Raw genomic sequence first — 16,483 nt, forward strand, 5'->3', positions numbered from 1 at the left:
CCGAGTGTCGAATTCAACTCCAGCCACAATCGAGGACGTTGCGCGGATCGCCGAAGTGTCGATCGCGACGGTGAGCCGCGCCATTCACACGCCGGAAAAGGTTGCCAATTCAACACGGCTCAAGGTGAGCCAGGCGATCGCCATCACGGGCTATACGACAAACGCCATGGCGCGCAGCCTGAGGCTCGGCCGCTCTAACATGATTCTCGTCGTGGCGCCCGACATCGGCGATCCGAATTTCTCCAATATCCTTGTTGGCCTGGAAAACGAGGCGCGCGCCCATGGCTATGGCATCCTGATCGGCCACACCCAGAACGACGCCCAGCGCGGCCTGGAATACCTGAAATTCCTGAATTCCAACCAGGCGGCTGGCCTGATCCTGTTCACCGGCATCCTGCCCTTCGGTCACCAGACCATGACCGCCCGCCTGCCGCCGTCGGTCGGCGTCTTCGAACCCGTCTATAACGGTGGCATTCCCTATGTCGGCGTGGACGATATTGCCGGCGCGCGAAAGGCCGTGGACCTGCTGATCGCGGAGGGCCATCGCAAGATCGCCTTCATCGGCGACAGCCGCACGCGCCTGGCCTATGCCCGCCGCCGCCAGGGTTATGACGCCGGACTGGATGCAGCACGGGTGCCGCAGGACATGCGGATCGTTCTCGAAGGTGACGGCACGATCGAAAGCGGGCGCCTGGCGCTGGAACAGCTTTTCATGCGCGACACGCTGCCGACGGCCTTCATGTGCGTCAACGACCAGACGGCCATCGGCGTCATGCTGGGCCTGACCGCCCGCGGCTACGATATGCCGCGCGATTTCTCGGTCACCGGCTTCGACGACGTGCCGCAGGCGAGCTACATGACGCCGTCCCTCACGACAGTGCGCCAGCCGCGCACCATGATCGGCAAGCATGCCATGGCGTTGTTGCTGGAACTCTTGAGCGACAACCAGCCCGCGGAAACGGAAATCCTTCTGGTTCCCGATCTGGTCGTGCGGAATTCGGTGGGACCTCCGGGCTTCAAGCCAGGTGGCAAACCCGCACGATAGGCCAAAGACCGCGCCTCAACGAAGATCGCTCGTCTTCGGGTTAGCTTTGGTCGTTGCCACGCAATTTAAGACACACGCGGTTTCAGTTTGAACATATGACATGCGCTCCCAAGCACATGAGAAACCCGTCGACGTCGTTCAATTGACCATTTTTCGTTGAAGACCATGTTGCCTGTGTAGAACAGGCCGATCGGCGCCTCATCGACGATATCAAATCTGTTGTCACGGAAGTTTTTCCGCCACCAGCCCGGACGGAATAACCACGTCTCAGAGAAGATATTGCCGCGTTCACCATGCCTCGTCTGCTTGAAGGGCGCCAGCACGTGCTTGCCCGCATTATACCACGCCACAACCGCCCGCTTCAAATCATCGAGACTAATAGGCCGTCGCGGGAAAAGCTGCTCCTCCAGCGTCCATGCATATTGTAGGCCCGCAGGAAAAGCCGACAACGTCGTCCAGAAGCGCCAAGAATGCGTCGGCAACACATGAAGTGCGTATCCACCCGGCTTCAACACCCGCCGGATCTCACTATGCATCTGGACGAGGTTCGGGACGTGTTCCAGGACATTGGACGAGAAAACGATATCGAAGCTGTGGTCCGGAAACGGAATATGGGAACCGTCAAAATCCACAATCGGGAACACCCGATCCGCCGCATAATTGGATGTCGGCATTTCAATGGCAACCATGTCATATCCGCGCGCGGATAGCGCCGCTGCCTGCTGGCCCGTCCCCGCCCCGATTTCGAGCACGCGTGCCCCGGCCGGCTGAAGCTGAGCAGCGATTACCTCGATCTCTGCAGCGCGTATGGTGTTAAGATGAGATATTGAGAACACAAGCAACCTTCCGAAAAACTTATGCTTACTGTCCGGCTGTGCAAACTTAAAGTCTTATGTCGGCGCTACAAAGATTATTTCACACTTAGAAGCCTGAGAGGACAAGCGGCTTCGAAGAGCCCTTGGCACTAAGGTGTACGCAAGCTTGAGGGCCGAAGCGACGTGCCGCCTCGGCCCTCGCTTATGCTACTCCTACCGCAATCAAACGTAGCGGTTGACCACGTTTTCCAGCAGTTCCTGCTTGCCCGATTTCGGCTGCGGATTGATGTTCTGGCTTTCAACCCAGCCGGCGATCTCTTCCAGCGAGAAGCCGCCGTCCAGCATCTTGGCCGCTTCCGGCACCTTCCAACCGGCATAACGATCTTCGAGCGGCTTCGACAGCGCCTTGTCCTCGATCATCTTGGCAGCAGCCTTCAGACCGCGGGCGCAGCAATCCATGCCGCCGATATGACCGATCAGCAGGTCTTCCGGGTCGAGCGACTGGCGGCGCAGCTTGGCGTCGAAATTGGTGCCACCTGTGGTGAAGCCACCGCCGGCCAGAACCTGGTAATAGGCCAGCGCCATTTCAGGCACATTGTTGGGGAACTGGTCGGTATCCCAGCCGGACTGGTAGTCGTTGCGGTTCATGTCGATCGAGCCGAAGATGCCGAGCGCGTTGGCCAGCGCCAGTTCGTGCTCAAAGGAATGGCCCGCCAGGATCGCATGGCCCTGCTCGATATTGACCTTCACTTCCTTCTCAAGGCCGTAGTTCTTGAGGAAGCCATAGACCGTCGCAACGTCGTAGTCATACTGGTGCTTGGTCGGCTCCTGTGGCTTCGGCTCGATCAGGATCGTGCCCTTGAAGCCGATCTTGTGCTTGTACTCCACCACCAGATTGATGAAGCGGCCGAGCTGGTCCAGTTCCTTCTTGAGGTCGGTGTTGAGCAGGGTCTCATAGCCTTCGCGGCCACCCCACAGCACGTAGTTTTCGCCACCAAGCTTCTGCGTGGCGTCGATGCAGGTCTTCACGGTCGCGGCAGCGAAGGCAAAGACATCCGGATCCGGATTGGTTGCGGCACCCGACATGAAGCGGCGGTGCGAGAACAGGTTCGCCGTGCCCCAGAGCAGCTTGACGCCAGTCTCCGACTGCTTCTGCGCAAAGTAGTCGACGATCTCGTTGAGGTTGCGGGTATTCTCGGCGAAACTGTCGCCTTCCGGACGCACATCGGCATCGTGGAAGCAATAATAGGGCGTGCCGAGCAGGCTGAACATTTCGAAGGCGACATCCGCCTTCAGCTTGGCCTTTTCCATGCCGCTGCCATACCACGGACGGTCGAAGGTGCGTCCGCCAAAGGGATCGCCACCCTCCCAGGCCAGCGTGTGCCAATAGGCGACGGCGAAGCGCAGGTGGTCTTCCATGCGCTTGCCGGCGACGATTTCGTCCGGGTTGTAGTGGCGATAAGCCAGCGGATTGGTGCTCTCAGGCCCCTCATATTTGATCTTGGCGATATCGCCGAAAAAACCTGTTTTCATGGGATGCTCCTCTCGTGGTGTCGATAGTTGTAGAAATTGGTGAGGAAGGGGGCCTACCCCCCTCTGTCCTGCCGGACATCTCCCCCTCAAGGGGGGAGATCACAAGTGGCACCCTCTCGCCCAGCCAGCCCACGATCTCCCCAGTGCACACCTATTGGTTGGTGCGGGATCAGATTCTTGCCGATCTCCCCCCTTGAGGGGGAGATGTCCGGCAGGACAGAGGGGGGTTCAGATACGAACCATATCTGTTAGTTCAGCGCTTTGATCGCCGGATAGAGCGCGCGGTAGCGGCCATAGGCCTGCTCGTAGTCGCTGGTCAGCCCGGCGACCGGCTCAATCGTCTCTGCTGTTTCAGGGGCGGTGAAGACCGATAGCGGATCGGCGCCTGTGGCCGCGACGAGGCCAAGACGGGCGGCACCGAAGGCCGCGCCAAAATCGCCATCGGCGGGTATATCCACCGGCACGCCGAGCGCGGTTGCGATCGAGCCCAACCAGTAGCGTGAGCGGGAGCCGCCGCCGATCGCGGTGACCCGCGACACGGATGTGCCCGCCGATTTCAGCGCCTCCAGATTGTCCCTGATGGCAAAGGTCACGCCTTCCAGCACCGCCTGGGTTAGCACGGCGCGGCTCGATTCATGCCCTAGGCCGATAAAGGCGCCGCGAATGGCGGCATCATTGTGCGGCGTGCGCTCGCCGGAGAGATAGGGCAGAAATGTCACGCTTCCGGGCGCCTTCAGGTCATCTCCAAGTTCGCTGGTCAGGTCAGCGGCCGATTTGCCGGTCACATGGCTGTGCCAGTTCAACGCATCGGTGGCCGAGAGAATGACGCCCATCTGGTGCCATGTGTTGGGAAGAGCGTGGCAGAAGGCATGGACAGCGCTTTCCGGCTTCGGCAGATAGGAACCATTGGCGACGAACAGCACACCTGACGTCCCGAGCGAGACAAAGGCCTGGCCAGGCGCTACGGTGCCCATGCCGCAGGCCGAGGCGGCGTTGTCCCCTGCTCCGCCGGCAACAACCGTTCCGGCCGCCATGCCCCAATCGGCGGCGAGTTCCGGGCGCAGGCCACCAGCGCGATCCGTACCCTCGACCAGCGAGGGCATCTGCGCCTCGGTGAGCCCAGTCGCTTCCAGCAGTTCCGACGACCAGGCGCGCTTGCCGGTGTCGAGCCAGGAGGTGCCGGCCGAGTCTGACATTTCCGAGATGTGCTCACCCGTCAGCCACAGGCGCAGGTAGTCCTTGGGCAGCAAGACCTTGGCAACCTTGGCGAAGATGCCGGGCTCGTTCTTGGCGACCCAGGCAAGCTTGGGTGCCGTAAAGCCCGGGAAAACGATATTGCCTGTCAGCGCCCGAAACCGTGGGTCAGCGTCAAGCGCCGCCGCTTCCTTATGGCTGCGGGTGTCGTTCCAGAGGATGCAGGGGCGCAGCACCTGATCACGCGCATCGATCAGCGTGGCACCATGCATGTGACCCGATAGCCCGATGCCCTTCACCGCGGCCAGCTCTGCCGGAAACTTAGCTTTCAGCCCGGCCACCGCCTCCTGGGTGGCGCTGATCCAGTCGGCCGGATCCTGCTCCGACCAGCCGGGATGCGGGCGCGAGACATCCAGAGCGCCGTGACCTGAACCGATGACCTTCTGGTCCTGATCGATCAGCATCGCCTTGACGCCTGACGTCCCCAAGTCGAGACCTAGATACATATGATACTCCCTGCCATTCCTGCCTTCACGGCATGTTGTCTCTGAGAAAGATGTCGAGCCGGATGCGCTCCTGCGCGGCGATCACCGGCAGCCCATCGGCCTTGGCCTTCAGCACACGTACGGCGCTGCGCACCTCGTGGCCGGCATCCTGATGCAGCACCGCGTCGATCGTGCCCTCGATCAGCGCCCTGCGGGTCGTTTCCGTCAGTTCATGGGCAATGACCGCAAGGCGGGCGCTGTCGGTGCGGGTTTTCAAGGCGCGCATAAGGCCACGATTGCCGGCGCCGGCGCTGTAGATGCCGCGGATATAGGGATGGGCGGCAATGGCAGCGGTGACAAGCTCCTCGGCCCGATCCGGCTCGTCACGCCCCTCCAGCACCGGCATGACGGGCAGATGCGGAAAATCGCTCTCCATGACCTGCTTGAAGCCTTCCAACCGCTCCTTGTGGTCGCGGACCAGCATCGAGCCTGCGAGCACGGCAACCGGTCCGGCGCGCACGCCGACGAAACGTCCAAGCAGGCTGGCGGCCGTCCGACCGGCCGCAATATTGTCGATCCCGGCATAATGATCCCGCGCATCGCTGAGATCGGAAACCAGCGTCACGACGGGAATGCCCGCAGCCCGCAGCCGCAGAGCGGCGGCGACCACTTCAGGCGCCTCGATCGCCACAAAAGCCACGCCGGCGGGTTCCTTCTCCCGCGCGCGGTCCAATGCTTCCACCAGCGCCACGGCATCGAAGGCCTTGATCGCCACGATCTGGATCTGCGTGCGCTCGGTGGCGGACCTGTTGATGGCTTCCTGCACTTCTGCATGCAGGTTGCGCATGAAGGAATTATCATTGTCAGGAAGGATGAAGATCAGCGGGTAAATCCGGCTCTTGGCCAGATTGGCAGCCGCGACATCGCGTACATAGCCCAGCGTGTCGATTGTCGCCTCGACCTTGGCCCGCGTCGCCTCCTTGACGCCGGGGCGCCGGTTCAGGACGCGATCGACGGTGGCAAGGCTGACGCCCGCATGGGCGGCTATATCGTGAACTGTCGGCTTCATGCTCTCCTCCGGGGAGAACCACTAGCCCAATTTCTGAGGTACGTAAATCATTTCTCGTCTGTCACGGTTATTTTTTCTTTACCACTTCCAATGGCAGAAAAGATGAACGCCGCCCCTTGGGAAAGAGGCGGCGTTCGGCAGGCACGGCGGTGGATTTCGAAATTTAGTGGCCGCTTCCTGCGGGTGCGGCACCGGACGGTTTCCGGATCAGGAAGGTCAGGAACACCAGCGACGCAAACAGCAATGTCAGAACCAGGAAGACGTCGATGAACGACATCACCCAAGCCTGCTGTGTGATAACCCCGGAAAGCTTGCGCAACGCTATCGATGCGCCATCCAGGCCGAAGGAATTGTAATTGGCGCCGACATTGTCCAGCCAGTTCAGTGCTGCCGGATTGCTCCAGCTCGCCTGTTCGGCCAGGCGGGCATAGTGTTCGTCGGTGCGCTGGGTCAGGAGTGAGTTTATCAGCGCGAGGCCGACGGCACCCCCGAGGTTTCGGGTCAAGTTGAACAGGCCCGATGCATTCTTGATGCGGTCCGGCGGCAGGGTGCCAAGCGCAATATTGTTGATCGGCACCATGCACAGCATCAGCGAGCAGCCGCGCAGGATCTGCGGCACGAGCAATTCGTAGAAATCCCAATCCGCCGTCATCTGCGTCATCAGGAATGTGCCTGACGCAAATCCGGCAAAGCCGATCATCATCATGACCCGCGGGTCGAGCTTGCTCGACAGGAAGCCCGCGACCGGTGCCGTCAGGAACATCGCGGCACCCGAGACGAACATGGTCTCGCCGATCATCATCGAATCATATCCCCGGATGCGCCCCAGGAACAACGGATAGAGATAGGTGAGCCCGTAGAGGCCGACCCCCATGATGAAGGAAAACAGCGAGCCGAACGCGAAGTTTCTGTTGGCGAAGGCCCGGAGATCGACCACCGGCAGTTCCACCTTGAAGACCCGGTAGAAGAACACCAGACCGGCAATCACCATGATGGCAGTCCCGACGACGATATGGCCGTCGTTGAACCAGTCCTTGTTGTTGCCCTCCTCCAGCACATATTCCATCGTGCCGAGGAACAGCGCCATGGAGATGAGCCCCCACCAGTCAAACTTCTTGAGAAGCTTGAGATCGGGTTTGTCGAAGTCGATAAAGCTCCAGGCCGCTGCGGTGACGAGAACGCCTGGGATCACATTGATCAGGAACAGCCAGTGCCAGGACATGGCGTGGCTGATATAGCCGCCAATCGTCGGCCCGATGGTTGGCGCGAGCGTGGCGACGAGACCGACGATCGGCGAGACGATGCTGCGCTTGGACGGCGGGAAGATAGTGAAGGCTGCGGCAAAGACCGACGGGATCATGCCACCGCCGATAAAGCCCTGGATGGCCCGGTAGATGATCATCTGGTCGATATTGGTGGCGGTCGCCGCCAGCGCGCTGGCAAGCGTAAAGCCGCCGGCACAGACCGAAAACAACACGCGCGTGGAGAGGATGCGCGCGAGAACGCCCGACAGCGGGATCATGATCACTTCGGCGATCAGGTAGGAGGTCTGGACCCAGGCCACCTCTTCGGAGCCTGCTCCAAGCCCGGCCTGAATTTCAGCCAGCGACGCCGACACGATTTGGATGTCGAGGATCGACATGAACATGCCGAAGACCATGGCGAAAAACGCCACGAGACGCCGGGGATCCATGCGCTCATCGGGTGCAGCGGCGGCCATTCCGCCGGCTGCAACGCTTGCGTTTGCCGCCATGACGTGTGCCTCCGGCCTACTTGGACATCGCCAGGGCGGAACCCGAAGGCGCCGTACGGGTATCAACGTCCACGACCACGCTCAGGCCCGCCCGCAGGTGACCCTCGGCCAGCGCCTCGTGCGGCAGAGCGATGCGCACAGGCACGCGCTGCACGACCTTGGTGAAGTTGCCGGTGGCATTTTCAGCCGGCAGCATCGAGAACACCGATCCGGACGCCGGAGCGATCGAGGTCACGGTCCCCTCAAGCGGCTGTTCGCCATAGGCATCGACATGGATCGACACCTTGGACCCCGGCACCAGATGGGCGATCTGGGTCTCCTTGAAGTTCGCCTCGATATAGAGCTGATCGGTCGGCACCAGCGCGGCAAGCCGCTTGCCGCTGGAGACGAGATCGCCCGTCTGGACCGAGAGATTGCCGACCACACCATCATAAGGCGCACGAAGAACTGTGAATTCCAGATCGCGCGCGGCCTTGGCGATGGCCAGATCCTGCACCCGAACCGTGTTCAGGGCTTCCTCGCGCTGTGCCCTCAGGAGGCCTAGATTGGCTTCTGCAGAAGAAACGGCTGCTTGACCGGCCACGAGATTGGCGCGGGCCTGGTCCAGCGCAACGGTTGCGCTATCGAGGTCGGCCGCGGTGCCAACAGATTTGGCAGCCAGGTCGCTCGCGCGCTTTTCCGTGATCTGGGCGCCACGAAGAGCCGCTTCCAGCGCGCCGAGCTGCGCCTTGGCCTGGGAAAGGGCCGCCTCGCCGCCGACGAGTTGCGCATTGATGCGATCGACCGCAAGTTCGGCGCTGCGCTTGCCGGCTGCAGCCTGATCGGCGGCAATCCGATAATCGCCATTGTCGAGCGTGACCAGGGGATCGCCAGCCTTGACCACCTGGTTTTCTTTGACATCAACCGAGGCGACATAACCGGAGACCTTGGGCGAGATGATCGCGATCGATCCCTCGATATAGGCGTCTTCGGTCGAGACCATGAAGCGGCCATCGGTCCACCAGTGATAGCCATACCAGCCACCGATGCCCAGCAGCGCCAGCAGGATCACCGGCAGGACCGGGCTGCGGCGCTTGGCCTTTGTCTTCGCTTGTACAGGCGGTGCCGCAGTTTCCGCAACGGCTTCGGCAACCGCGTCACCGTCACGGGCTGACGTATTTTCAAGGTCGACGGCGCGCACCGCGCCTGTTCTGGGATTGGCTGACATCTCTATACCACGTTCGCTGTAAATTTATCGAACTGAACCGTTCGGTTCGATTTGACATAGAGCGTTTGATACCACATATCAAGTGCCAAGGAGACACCGGCAACATTAGCGTTAAGATTGGGTGAGGTATGAGCGAAGGAGCAGACAAGGACATGGTGATCGAGGTCGCGGAGACCGCACCTCCCTATATGTGCGCCCCGGCAACAGGGCGATTTGCGGCCGGCGCCGACCCGGCCAAACGGGAGCAGATCATCGACGGCGCCAAGCGCGTCTTCATGCGCATGGGCTTTGATGCCGCCAGCATGAATGACGTTACGCGGGAGGCTGGCGTATCGAAGGGTACGATCTACGTCTACTTCCAGAGCAAGGAAGATCTTTTCGCAGCCCTGATAGAGCGCGAAAAGGGACGCTTTGCGGAGGAACTGCGCGACATTCTCGGCCATGCCGAAAATGTTGAGGATGGTCTGTCGCAATTCGCAACCGCCTTTGTCCGGCAAATCCTGTTCACCGACATGATCCCGGCGATGCGAACCGTCATCGGCGTTCTGAACCGCATGCCGAGGCTTTGTCAGCGCTTCCTTGCGACGCCTGGAAATGCCCGTACGGTTCTGCAGGAATACCTGGTCCGACAAGTTGAGGCTGGCACGCTTGCCATCGACGATACGGACCTCGCCGCCCGGCAATTCGTCGATCTCTCGACCGGCTCCTATTTCAAGCAGCGATTGTTTGGCGAACAAGTCGACTCCACCGACGACGTCGAGATCAAACGCACGGTAGCAAGCGCCGTGCGCGTGTTCCTCGCCGCCTATCGCGCGCCCGTGTAAGCTGGCCAAGCGTTCGAACCAATAGCGTTTTTTAATGGGGCTTCCGGCATCGGGCCTTGCCGTTTGACGCGTGTTGCGCCACATGCTGGTGTTACCGACCAACCGCCAAACGGAAGAGCCGTATGCAGGACATCCTCCCCCTCCTACAGGACCCCGCCGCCTGGATCGCACTCGTTACGCTGATCGTCATGGAAGTCGTCCTGGGCATCGACAACCTGATCTTCATTTCGATCCTGACCAACAAGCTTCCGGAGCATCAGCGGCATCGGGCCCGGCGCATCGGCATCGGCCTTGCGCTCGTGATGCGTCTTGCCCTGTTGGGTACGGTGGCATGGATCGTCCAGCTCACCACGCCACTGTTCGAGCTCTTCGGCCACGGCTTTTCCTGGAAGGATCTCATCCTCATCGCCGGCGGTCTCTTCCTGGTGTGGAAGGCCACCAAGGAAATTCACCATACGGTCGACCCTGAAGACAAGCCCGAGGACATGATCTCCTCCGCCGCCAATACCACGATGTCAGCTGCCATCGGCCAGATCCTGCTGCTGGACCTCGTCTTCTCTGTCGACAGCATTATCACCGCCGTCGGCATGACGGAGCATCTACCGATCATGGTTATTGCCGTGCTGGTGGCCGTAACGGTCATGCTGCTGGCAGCCAATCCGCTTGCCAATTTCATCGAGAAGAACCCCACCATCGTCATGTTGGCGCTCGGCTTCCTGCTGATGATCGGCATGACCCTGATCGCCGACGGCATGGGCTTCCACGTTCCCAAGGGTTACATCTACGCTGCAATGGCCTTCTCCGGCCTGGTGGAAGGGCTCAACATGCTGGCACGCCGGCGCAAGAAGGCAGGCGCTGCCAAGACACCGCACTGAAGACACCTTCAGACAAGAATATTTCAGGCTCGCAGCGCGCTGCGGGCCTGAATTTTTTGGGTAGAACACTCAGTGGAACAAAGCCGCTTCGCGCGGCATTGTTGCGCCGGTCCACCCGCCGTGCAACAAACACCTCCCTGACACCCGAACTCCCCGGAGCCCCATGACCACAGAGCAGATCCTTGCGTTTTCGGTCATCGGCGCCATGATGGTCGCCTTCCTGTGGGATCGCGTACGTTATGACGTCGTCGCCTGCGTAACCTTGGTCGCAGCAGTGGTGCTGGGTATCGTGGCCCCGGACCAAGCCTTTTCCGGCTTTTCAAACGATATCGTCATCATCGTCGGATCGGCGTTGGTGGTGAGCGCCGGCGTCGCGCGCTCCGGCATCGTCGATGCGGCCATCAAGCGCTTCTTCCCACGCCTGAGCTCGCTTCGTGGGCAGATGTTTCTGCTGATCCTCACGGTTACAATCCTCTCCGCCTTCATCAAGAATATCGGTGCCTTGGCGATCATGATGCCAGTGGCCTTCCAGTTCGCCCGTCGATCGGGGGTTCCGGTATCCGTGTTTCTGATGCCGATGGCCTTCGGCGCCTTGCTGGGCGGCCTCATGACGCAGATCGGCACGTCGCCCAACGTCGTGGTGTCCGGCCTGCGCCAGGAGATTACCGGCGAGGCCTTCACAATGTTCGACTTCACGCCGGTGGGGGCCACGCTGGCGCTCACAGGCGTCATCTTCCTGATGTTCTTCCACTGGCTAGTGCCCCGGCGGGAAAACCAGAACCCGTCGATCCAGGAGGCGCTGGGAAAATCGACCTACGCGACAGAAGCGACGATGGCCAAGCAGTCGCCGTTCAACGGCAAGGCGCTGAGCGATCTTCTGGCGGTCGCCGCGGGAGAAGTGATTGCGACAGCCATTTTGCGCGGCCATGCCCGTATTTCACCATTTCCGGATGTCGTACTGAGACAGGGTGATACGCTTCTATTGGAAGGCCCGTCGGAATCTCTTGACCAGTTGGTCAGCCAGGCGGCGCTTTCGCTCTCGGGTAAACCCATTGCTGAAGGTGGCGCGAAAAAGGGTGAAATCGGATCGATCGAAGCCATCGTCGGTCCAGATTCCATGCTGATCGACCTCACCGCTCGCGATCTCTCCCTGTTCAACACCTATGGGATCAATCTGCTCGCCGTCAGCCGTCAGGGCAAGCGCATCAGCGAGAGGCTGGGCGAGGTCAGATTGCGCGCCGGCGACCTGATCGTGCTGCAAGGGCCTCGCCAGCAGTTTCCGCGCGTACTTCAGGAACTCGGTTGCCTGCCGCTGGCGGAACGGGAGATTCTGCTGGGAACCAGCCGCAGCGCGCTTGTGCCACTGATTATCCTGACGGCCGCCATGGGCGCAACAGCCCTGGGCATTGCCCCCGTTGCCATCGCCTTCTTCGCCGCCGCCCTTGGCATGGTCGTCTTCCGCGTCATTCCGATCACGGAGGTCTACCGCGCTGTCGATGGGCCGATCCTGGTCATGCTGGCCTGCCTCATCCCCGTTAGCGATACCTTGCGCACGACGGGAGCGAGCGAGAAGATGGCCGAATGGCTTGGGGCAGTTGCCAGCGGTCTGCCCCCCTATGGCGCACTGGCGCTCATCCTCATCACCGCCATGGCTGTGACACCCTTTCTCAACAATGCCGCGACCGTGCTCGTCATGGCGCCCATCGCCGCCAGTTTTGCGGCCAATCTTGGATACAAGCCGGATGCTTTCCTGATGGCGGTGGCGATCGGCGCGGGAAGCGATTTCCTGACGCCCATCGGCCATCAGTGCAACACGCTGGTGATGGGACCGGGTGGCTATCGATTCAGCGACTATCCGCGCCTAGGTCTGCCACTGTCGATTCTCATCATCGTCGTGGCGATCCCGATGCTTCTCATCGTCTGGCCGCTCCAATAGCGCGCGGCACAAAATGAAAGGCCTGCATCGGCGGGATGCAGGCCTTTCACTCGGGGACGTTTTTGGCTGAACCCGGGTCCAGGGGTCGGGGGCGGAGTATCCCGGGTTCGTGCATATAACTGGCGGACAGATCCTTTGTTCCACACATATTCGAAAAAAATCATATTGCCGGTCCGCCGCTGGCGCACACCGGCCATGCGGCAGTTTTCCTTGACGTGCTGCCATGAATATGGCCTAAGGCAGCCCATGCGGAAACTAGCCGTTTTGTCGCCTGCGACGGCGTCTGCCGGCCTTTTCCCGACGATTTCAACCGCATCCTCCTGATCCTGGGTTTCAGCCCGGATCATCCGCACGTAAGCCACGGGCATGAATTCATGAGCACATCAGGCGTCCGCGTACGCATCGCACCCTCCCCGACCGGCGAGCCCCATGTCGGCACCGTCTATATCGCGCTGTTCAACTACCTCTTCGCGAAAAAGATGGGCGGCGAGTTCATCCTGCGCATCGAGGACACCGATGCCACCCGCTCTACACCGGAATTCGAGCAGAAAGTGCTCGACGCGCTGAAATGGACAGGCCTCACCTGGTCGGAAGGCCCTGACGTCGGCGGCCCCTATGGCCCCTATCGCCAGTCCGATCGCAAGGACATGTACCAGCCTTTCGCCCAGGACCTCCTGGACAAGGGCCATGCCTTCCGCTGTTTCTGCACACCCGCGCGCCTTGAGGAAATGCGCGAGGCGCAGCGCGCCGCCGGCAAGCCGCCGAAATATGACGGCCTGTGCCTCCACCTTAAGGCCGAGGAAGTCACCGCACGTGTGGCCGCCGGTGAAGCCTCCGTCGTTCGCATGAAGATCCCAACCGAGGGCTCATGCGATTTCAACGATGGCGTCTATGGCGACGTATCGATCCCGTGGGACTCCGTCGACATGCAGGTTCTGATGAAGGCCGACGGCATGCCGACCTATCACATGGCCAATGTGATCGACGACCACCTGATGAAGATCACCCATGTGGCGCGTGGCGAGGAATGGCTGGCCTCCGTGCCCAAGCACATCCTGCTCTATCGCTATTTCGGTTGGGACCAGCCGAAGTTCATGCATCTGAGCCTGATGCGCAATGCCGACAAGTCCAAGCTATCGAAGCGCAAGAACCCGACATCGATCTCCTACTATTCCGCGCTCGGCTACCTGCCGGAAGCGCTGATGAACTTCCTCGGCCTGTTCTTCATCCAGATCGCCGAAGGCGAGGAGATGCTGGACATGGACCAGCTTGCCGAAAAGTTCGATCCGGACAATCTCTCCAAGGCCGGCGCGATCTTCGACATCCAGAAGCTTGATTGGCTGAACGGCCGCTGGCTGCGCGAAAAGCTGACGCCGGATCAGTTCCTGGCGCGCGTCTTCGACTGGTCGCGCGAAAACGATCGCCTGACCGAAGGCCTGAAGCTCGCCCAGAGCCGCATTTCTAAGCTCGGCGAACTGCCGCAACTCGCCGGCTTCCTATTGGCCAACGATGTCGGCCTGACGCCGGCCTCCTTTGCCGGCCTGAAGACGAGCCCGGCCGAGACGCTAGAAATCCTGACCACCGTCCAGACGGATCTGGAAAAGATCCTGGAATGGAACGTCACGACGATCGACGAGGAACTCCGGGCAATCTCCGAACGCCTGGGCAAGAAGCTGCGCGTGGTCACCCCGCCGCTCTTCGTTGCCATGTCTGGCTCGTCCCGCTCGCTGCCGCTGTTTGACTCGATGGCTCTGCTTGGCCGCTCGGTCGTTCGCCAGCGCCTGAAGGTCGCAGCAACGGTGGTGGCCTCGATGGTGGGTGCCGCAAGCTAAGAGACAAATGCCTTCTATTGAAGGTCGATATTCAGCATACCCCCCTCTGCCTTCTTTCGATTACATCGAAACGGGGCATCTCCCCCTCAAGGGGGAGATAAACCCGAGGCAGCGCTTCCGCCCAAACAAACATCACGCACCTGGCATGCGATGATAGGGAGAGGCGATGAAGCGGCTCCATCCGATCTCCCCCCTTGAGGGGGAGATGTCCGCGTTTCGATGTAATCGAAAGAGGACAGAGGGGGGTACCAGCAACGAACGCAGCCCCAAAAGGCCAAACAAATGACCGAACAGAAGACCGAAACCGCCCTCTCCTCCGATGTGACCGAGGTTCGCGCCCAGAAGCTGAAACTGCTGCGTGAGCAGGTCGGCGACGTCTATCCGGCGCATTTTCACCGCACGATGACCAATGCAGAGCTGGCCGAAAAATATGCCGGCCTGGAACTCGACACCGAGTCTGGCGATATCGTCACCGTGGCGGGCCGCGTCTATTCTTCGCGCAATTCCGGCATGTTCATGGATATTCATGACGCCTCCGGCAAGATCCAGATCTTCAGCCACAAGGACACGACGCCGGAAGGAGCCCGCGCGCTTCTGCCGCTGATCGACCTCGGCGATATCATCGGCGTCACCGGCATGGTTCGCCGCACCAAGCGTGGCGAACTGACGATCAACGCCCACGAAATCACCATGCTCACCAAGGCGCTCTTGCCCATGCCGGAAAAGTGGCATGGCGTGACCGATGTCGAGACCCGCTACCGCAAGCGCCATCTCGACATCATGACCAACGAGGACTCCAAGCTCCGCTTCAAGCAGCGGTCGAAGATCATTTCAGGCATCCGCCGCTTCATGGAAGACGACGGCTTCATGGAAGTCGAAACGCCGATGCTGCAGTCCATCTATGGCGGCGCGACGGCAGAGCCCTTCAAGACCCATCACAACACGCTGAAGCTCGACATGTACCTGCGCATCGCGCCGGAACTGTTCCTGAAGCGCACCCTCGTCTCCGGGCTTACCGACAAGGTGTTCGAGGTCAACCGCAACTTCCGCAACGAAGGCGTGTCCACCCGGCACAATCCCGAATTCACCATGATGGAGTGCTACTGGGCCTATGCCGACTATGAGGACATGATGGACCTCGTGGAACGGCTGTTCGCCTCGCTCGCGGTTTCGATCCATGGTTCGACGGAATTCGCCTTTGGCGAGCAGCAGATCTCGTTCAAGGGTCCGTTCCGCCGCGTGCCCATGCCGGACGCCGTCAAGGAAGCGACGGGCATCGACTTCCTGGCAATCAAGACCGACGAGGAAGCCCGCGCCGCCGCCAAGGCTGCCGGCTTTGCCGTAGAAAAGGACTGGACCTGGGGCGAGTGCCTGGCCTTCATCTTCGAGGAAAAGGTCGAGGGCACGCTGATCCAGCCGGCCCACGTCACCCACTTCCCCAAGGACATCTCCCCCTTCGCCAAGGAAGTGCCGGGCGAGCCGCGCCTCGTCGAACGTTTCGAGACCTATTGCAACGCCTGGGAAATCGGCAACGCCTTCTCCGAGCTGAACGACCCGGAAGAGCAGCGCAAGCGCATGGTCGAGCAGCTGGAGCAGGCCCATGCCCGCGGCGAGAAGGACAAGCAGTTGGACGAGGAATTCCTTGACGCTATCGACCAGGGCATGCCCCCGGCCGGCGGCCTCGGCATCGGCGTCGATCGCCTGATCATGCTACTCACCAACTCGCCCTCAATCCGCGACATCATCCTGTTCCCGGCGCGCCGCAACAAGAACGACTGAGCGGGCAAAGCTTAAGAACCACAGACAAAACCCGGCCTCTTGAGAGCGCCGGGTTTTTTATGTCATGATGTCCGATGATGAGTAAGCACCCGGTGAGCGCCGCGGCTGCATCCGTTGATACAAAACAGCAGCAGGC

At 60.9% G+C, this 16,483-nt stretch carries 12 protein-coding genes; 6 read left to right on the forward strand and 6 right to left on the reverse strand.

What is annotated here, in order from left to right; genetic code table 11:
• The first annotated feature begins 4 nt into the window (after positions 1-4).
• Entirely contained in the window at positions 5-1,045 is a 1,041-nt protein-coding gene (locus B9A97_RS01655; protein WP_084363227.1) for a LacI family DNA-binding transcriptional regulator, read from the forward strand.
• Between the two features lie 65 nt (positions 1,046-1,110).
• Here B9A97_RS01655 and B9A97_RS01660 read toward each other — a convergent pair whose 3' ends face one another.
• The 6 genes from B9A97_RS01660 to B9A97_RS01690 all read right to left on the reverse strand — a co-directional run bounded on the left by B9A97_RS01660 (position 1,111) and on the right by B9A97_RS01690 (position 9,101).
• Positions 1,111-1,881 (reverse strand): class I SAM-dependent methyltransferase, encoded by a 771-nt coding sequence (locus B9A97_RS01660; protein WP_280164066.1) that lies wholly within the window; start codon positions 1,879-1,881, stop codon positions 1,111-1,113.
• Positions 1,882-2,082: 201 nt separating this feature from the next.
• Positions 2,083-3,393 carry a xylose isomerase gene (xylA, locus tag B9A97_RS01665; protein ID WP_084363229.1) on the reverse strand — a complete coding sequence of 437 codons (1,311 nt, stop codon included), beginning with the start codon at positions 3,391-3,393 and terminating at the stop codon, positions 2,083-2,085.
• Positions 3,394-3,641: 248 nt separating this feature from the next.
• Positions 3,642-5,093: a xylulokinase gene (gene xylB / locus B9A97_RS01675; RefSeq protein WP_084363231.1), complete on the reverse strand. Its 1,452-nt coding sequence runs from the start codon at positions 5,091-5,093 to the stop codon at positions 3,642-3,644.
• A 25-nt stretch (positions 5,094-5,118) separates the two neighbouring features.
• A complete protein-coding gene (locus B9A97_RS01680) occupies positions 5,119-6,141 on the reverse strand; it encodes a LacI family DNA-binding transcriptional regulator (protein WP_084363232.1) in 1,023 nt (340 codons plus the stop codon).
• A gap of 163 nt (positions 6,142-6,304) precedes the next feature.
• Positions 6,305-7,894 carry a DHA2 family efflux MFS transporter permease subunit gene (locus B9A97_RS01685; RefSeq protein ID WP_084363233.1) on the reverse strand — a complete coding sequence of 530 codons (1,590 nt, stop codon included), beginning with the start codon at positions 7,892-7,894 and terminating at the stop codon, positions 6,305-6,307.
• 16 nt (positions 7,895-7,910) lie between these two features.
• Positions 7,911-9,101: an HlyD family secretion protein gene (locus tag B9A97_RS01690; protein WP_084363234.1), complete on the reverse strand. Its 1,191-nt coding sequence runs from the start codon at positions 9,099-9,101 to the stop codon at positions 7,911-7,913.
• Positions 9,102-9,229: 128 nt separating this feature from the next.
• Between B9A97_RS01690 and B9A97_RS01695 the strand changes: the two genes are divergently transcribed.
• From B9A97_RS01695 to lysS, 5 genes are all read left to right on the forward strand, one after another.
• Positions 9,230-9,925: a TetR/AcrR family transcriptional regulator gene (locus B9A97_RS01695; protein WP_348532384.1), complete on the forward strand. Its 696-nt coding sequence runs from the start codon at positions 9,230-9,232 to the stop codon at positions 9,923-9,925.
• A gap of 122 nt (positions 9,926-10,047) precedes the next feature.
• On the forward strand, positions 10,048-10,800 hold the full coding sequence (locus tag B9A97_RS01700) for a TerC family protein (RefSeq protein ID WP_084363235.1): 753 nt from the start codon (positions 10,048-10,050) through the stop codon (positions 10,798-10,800).
• A 163-nt stretch (positions 10,801-10,963) separates the two neighbouring features.
• Positions 10,964-12,736: an SLC13 family permease gene (locus B9A97_RS01705; protein ID WP_084363236.1), complete on the forward strand. Its 1,773-nt coding sequence runs from the start codon at positions 10,964-10,966 to the stop codon at positions 12,734-12,736.
• Positions 12,737-13,110: 374 nt separating this feature from the next.
• Complete coding sequence (gene gltX, locus B9A97_RS01710; protein ID WP_084363237.1) at positions 13,111-14,568, forward strand: glutamate--tRNA ligase; 1,458 nt, start codon at positions 13,111-13,113, stop codon at positions 14,566-14,568.
• Between the two features lie 282 nt (positions 14,569-14,850).
• The gene (gene lysS, locus B9A97_RS01715; protein ID WP_084363238.1) at positions 14,851-16,347 is read left to right on the forward strand and encodes a lysine--tRNA ligase; all 1,497 of its coding nucleotides are present in this window, start codon (positions 14,851-14,853) and stop codon (positions 16,345-16,347) included.
• Positions 16,348-16,483 lie beyond the last annotated feature (136 nt).

The sequence above is a fragment of the Rhizobium sp. RU36D genome (genome assembly GCF_900176345.1).
Classification (GTDB): Bacteria; Pseudomonadota; Alphaproteobacteria; order Rhizobiales; family Rhizobiaceae; genus Allorhizobium.

What these genes read in the sequence shown, in the direction of transcription:
- B9A97_RS01685 (WP_084363233.1), bottom strand. Translation starts at nt 7,894, where the DNA reads ATGGCGGCAAACGCAAGCGTTGCAGCCGGCGGAATGGCCGCCGCTGCA.
- B9A97_RS01695 (WP_348532384.1), top strand. Translation starts at nt 9,230, where the DNA reads ATGAGCGAAGGAGCAGACAAGGACATGGTGATCGAGGTCGCGGAGACC.
- B9A97_RS01700 (WP_084363235.1), top strand. Translation starts at nt 10,048, where the DNA reads ATGCAGGACATCCTCCCCCTCCTACAGGACCCCGCCGCCTGGATCGCA.
- B9A97_RS01705 (WP_084363236.1), top strand. Translation starts at nt 10,964, where the DNA reads ATGACCACAGAGCAGATCCTTGCGTTTTCGGTCATCGGCGCCATGATG.
- xylA (WP_084363229.1), bottom strand. Translation starts at nt 3,393, where the DNA reads ATGAAAACAGGTTTTTTCGGCGATATCGCCAAGATCAAATATGAGGGG.
- xylB (WP_084363231.1), bottom strand. Translation starts at nt 5,093, where the DNA reads ATGTATCTAGGTCTCGACTTGGGGACGTCAGGCGTCAAGGCGATGCTG.
- gltX (WP_084363237.1), top strand. Translation starts at nt 13,111, where the DNA reads ATGAGCACATCAGGCGTCCGCGTACGCATCGCACCCTCCCCGACCGGC.
- B9A97_RS01680 (WP_084363232.1), bottom strand. Translation starts at nt 6,141, where the DNA reads ATGAAGCCGACAGTTCACGATATAGCCGCCCATGCGGGCGTCAGCCTT.
- lysS (WP_084363238.1), top strand. Translation starts at nt 14,851, where the DNA reads ATGACCGAACAGAAGACCGAAACCGCCCTCTCCTCCGATGTGACCGAG.
- B9A97_RS01690 (WP_084363234.1), bottom strand. Translation starts at nt 9,101, where the DNA reads ATGTCAGCCAATCCCAGAACAGGCGCGGTGCGCGCCGTCGACCTTGAA.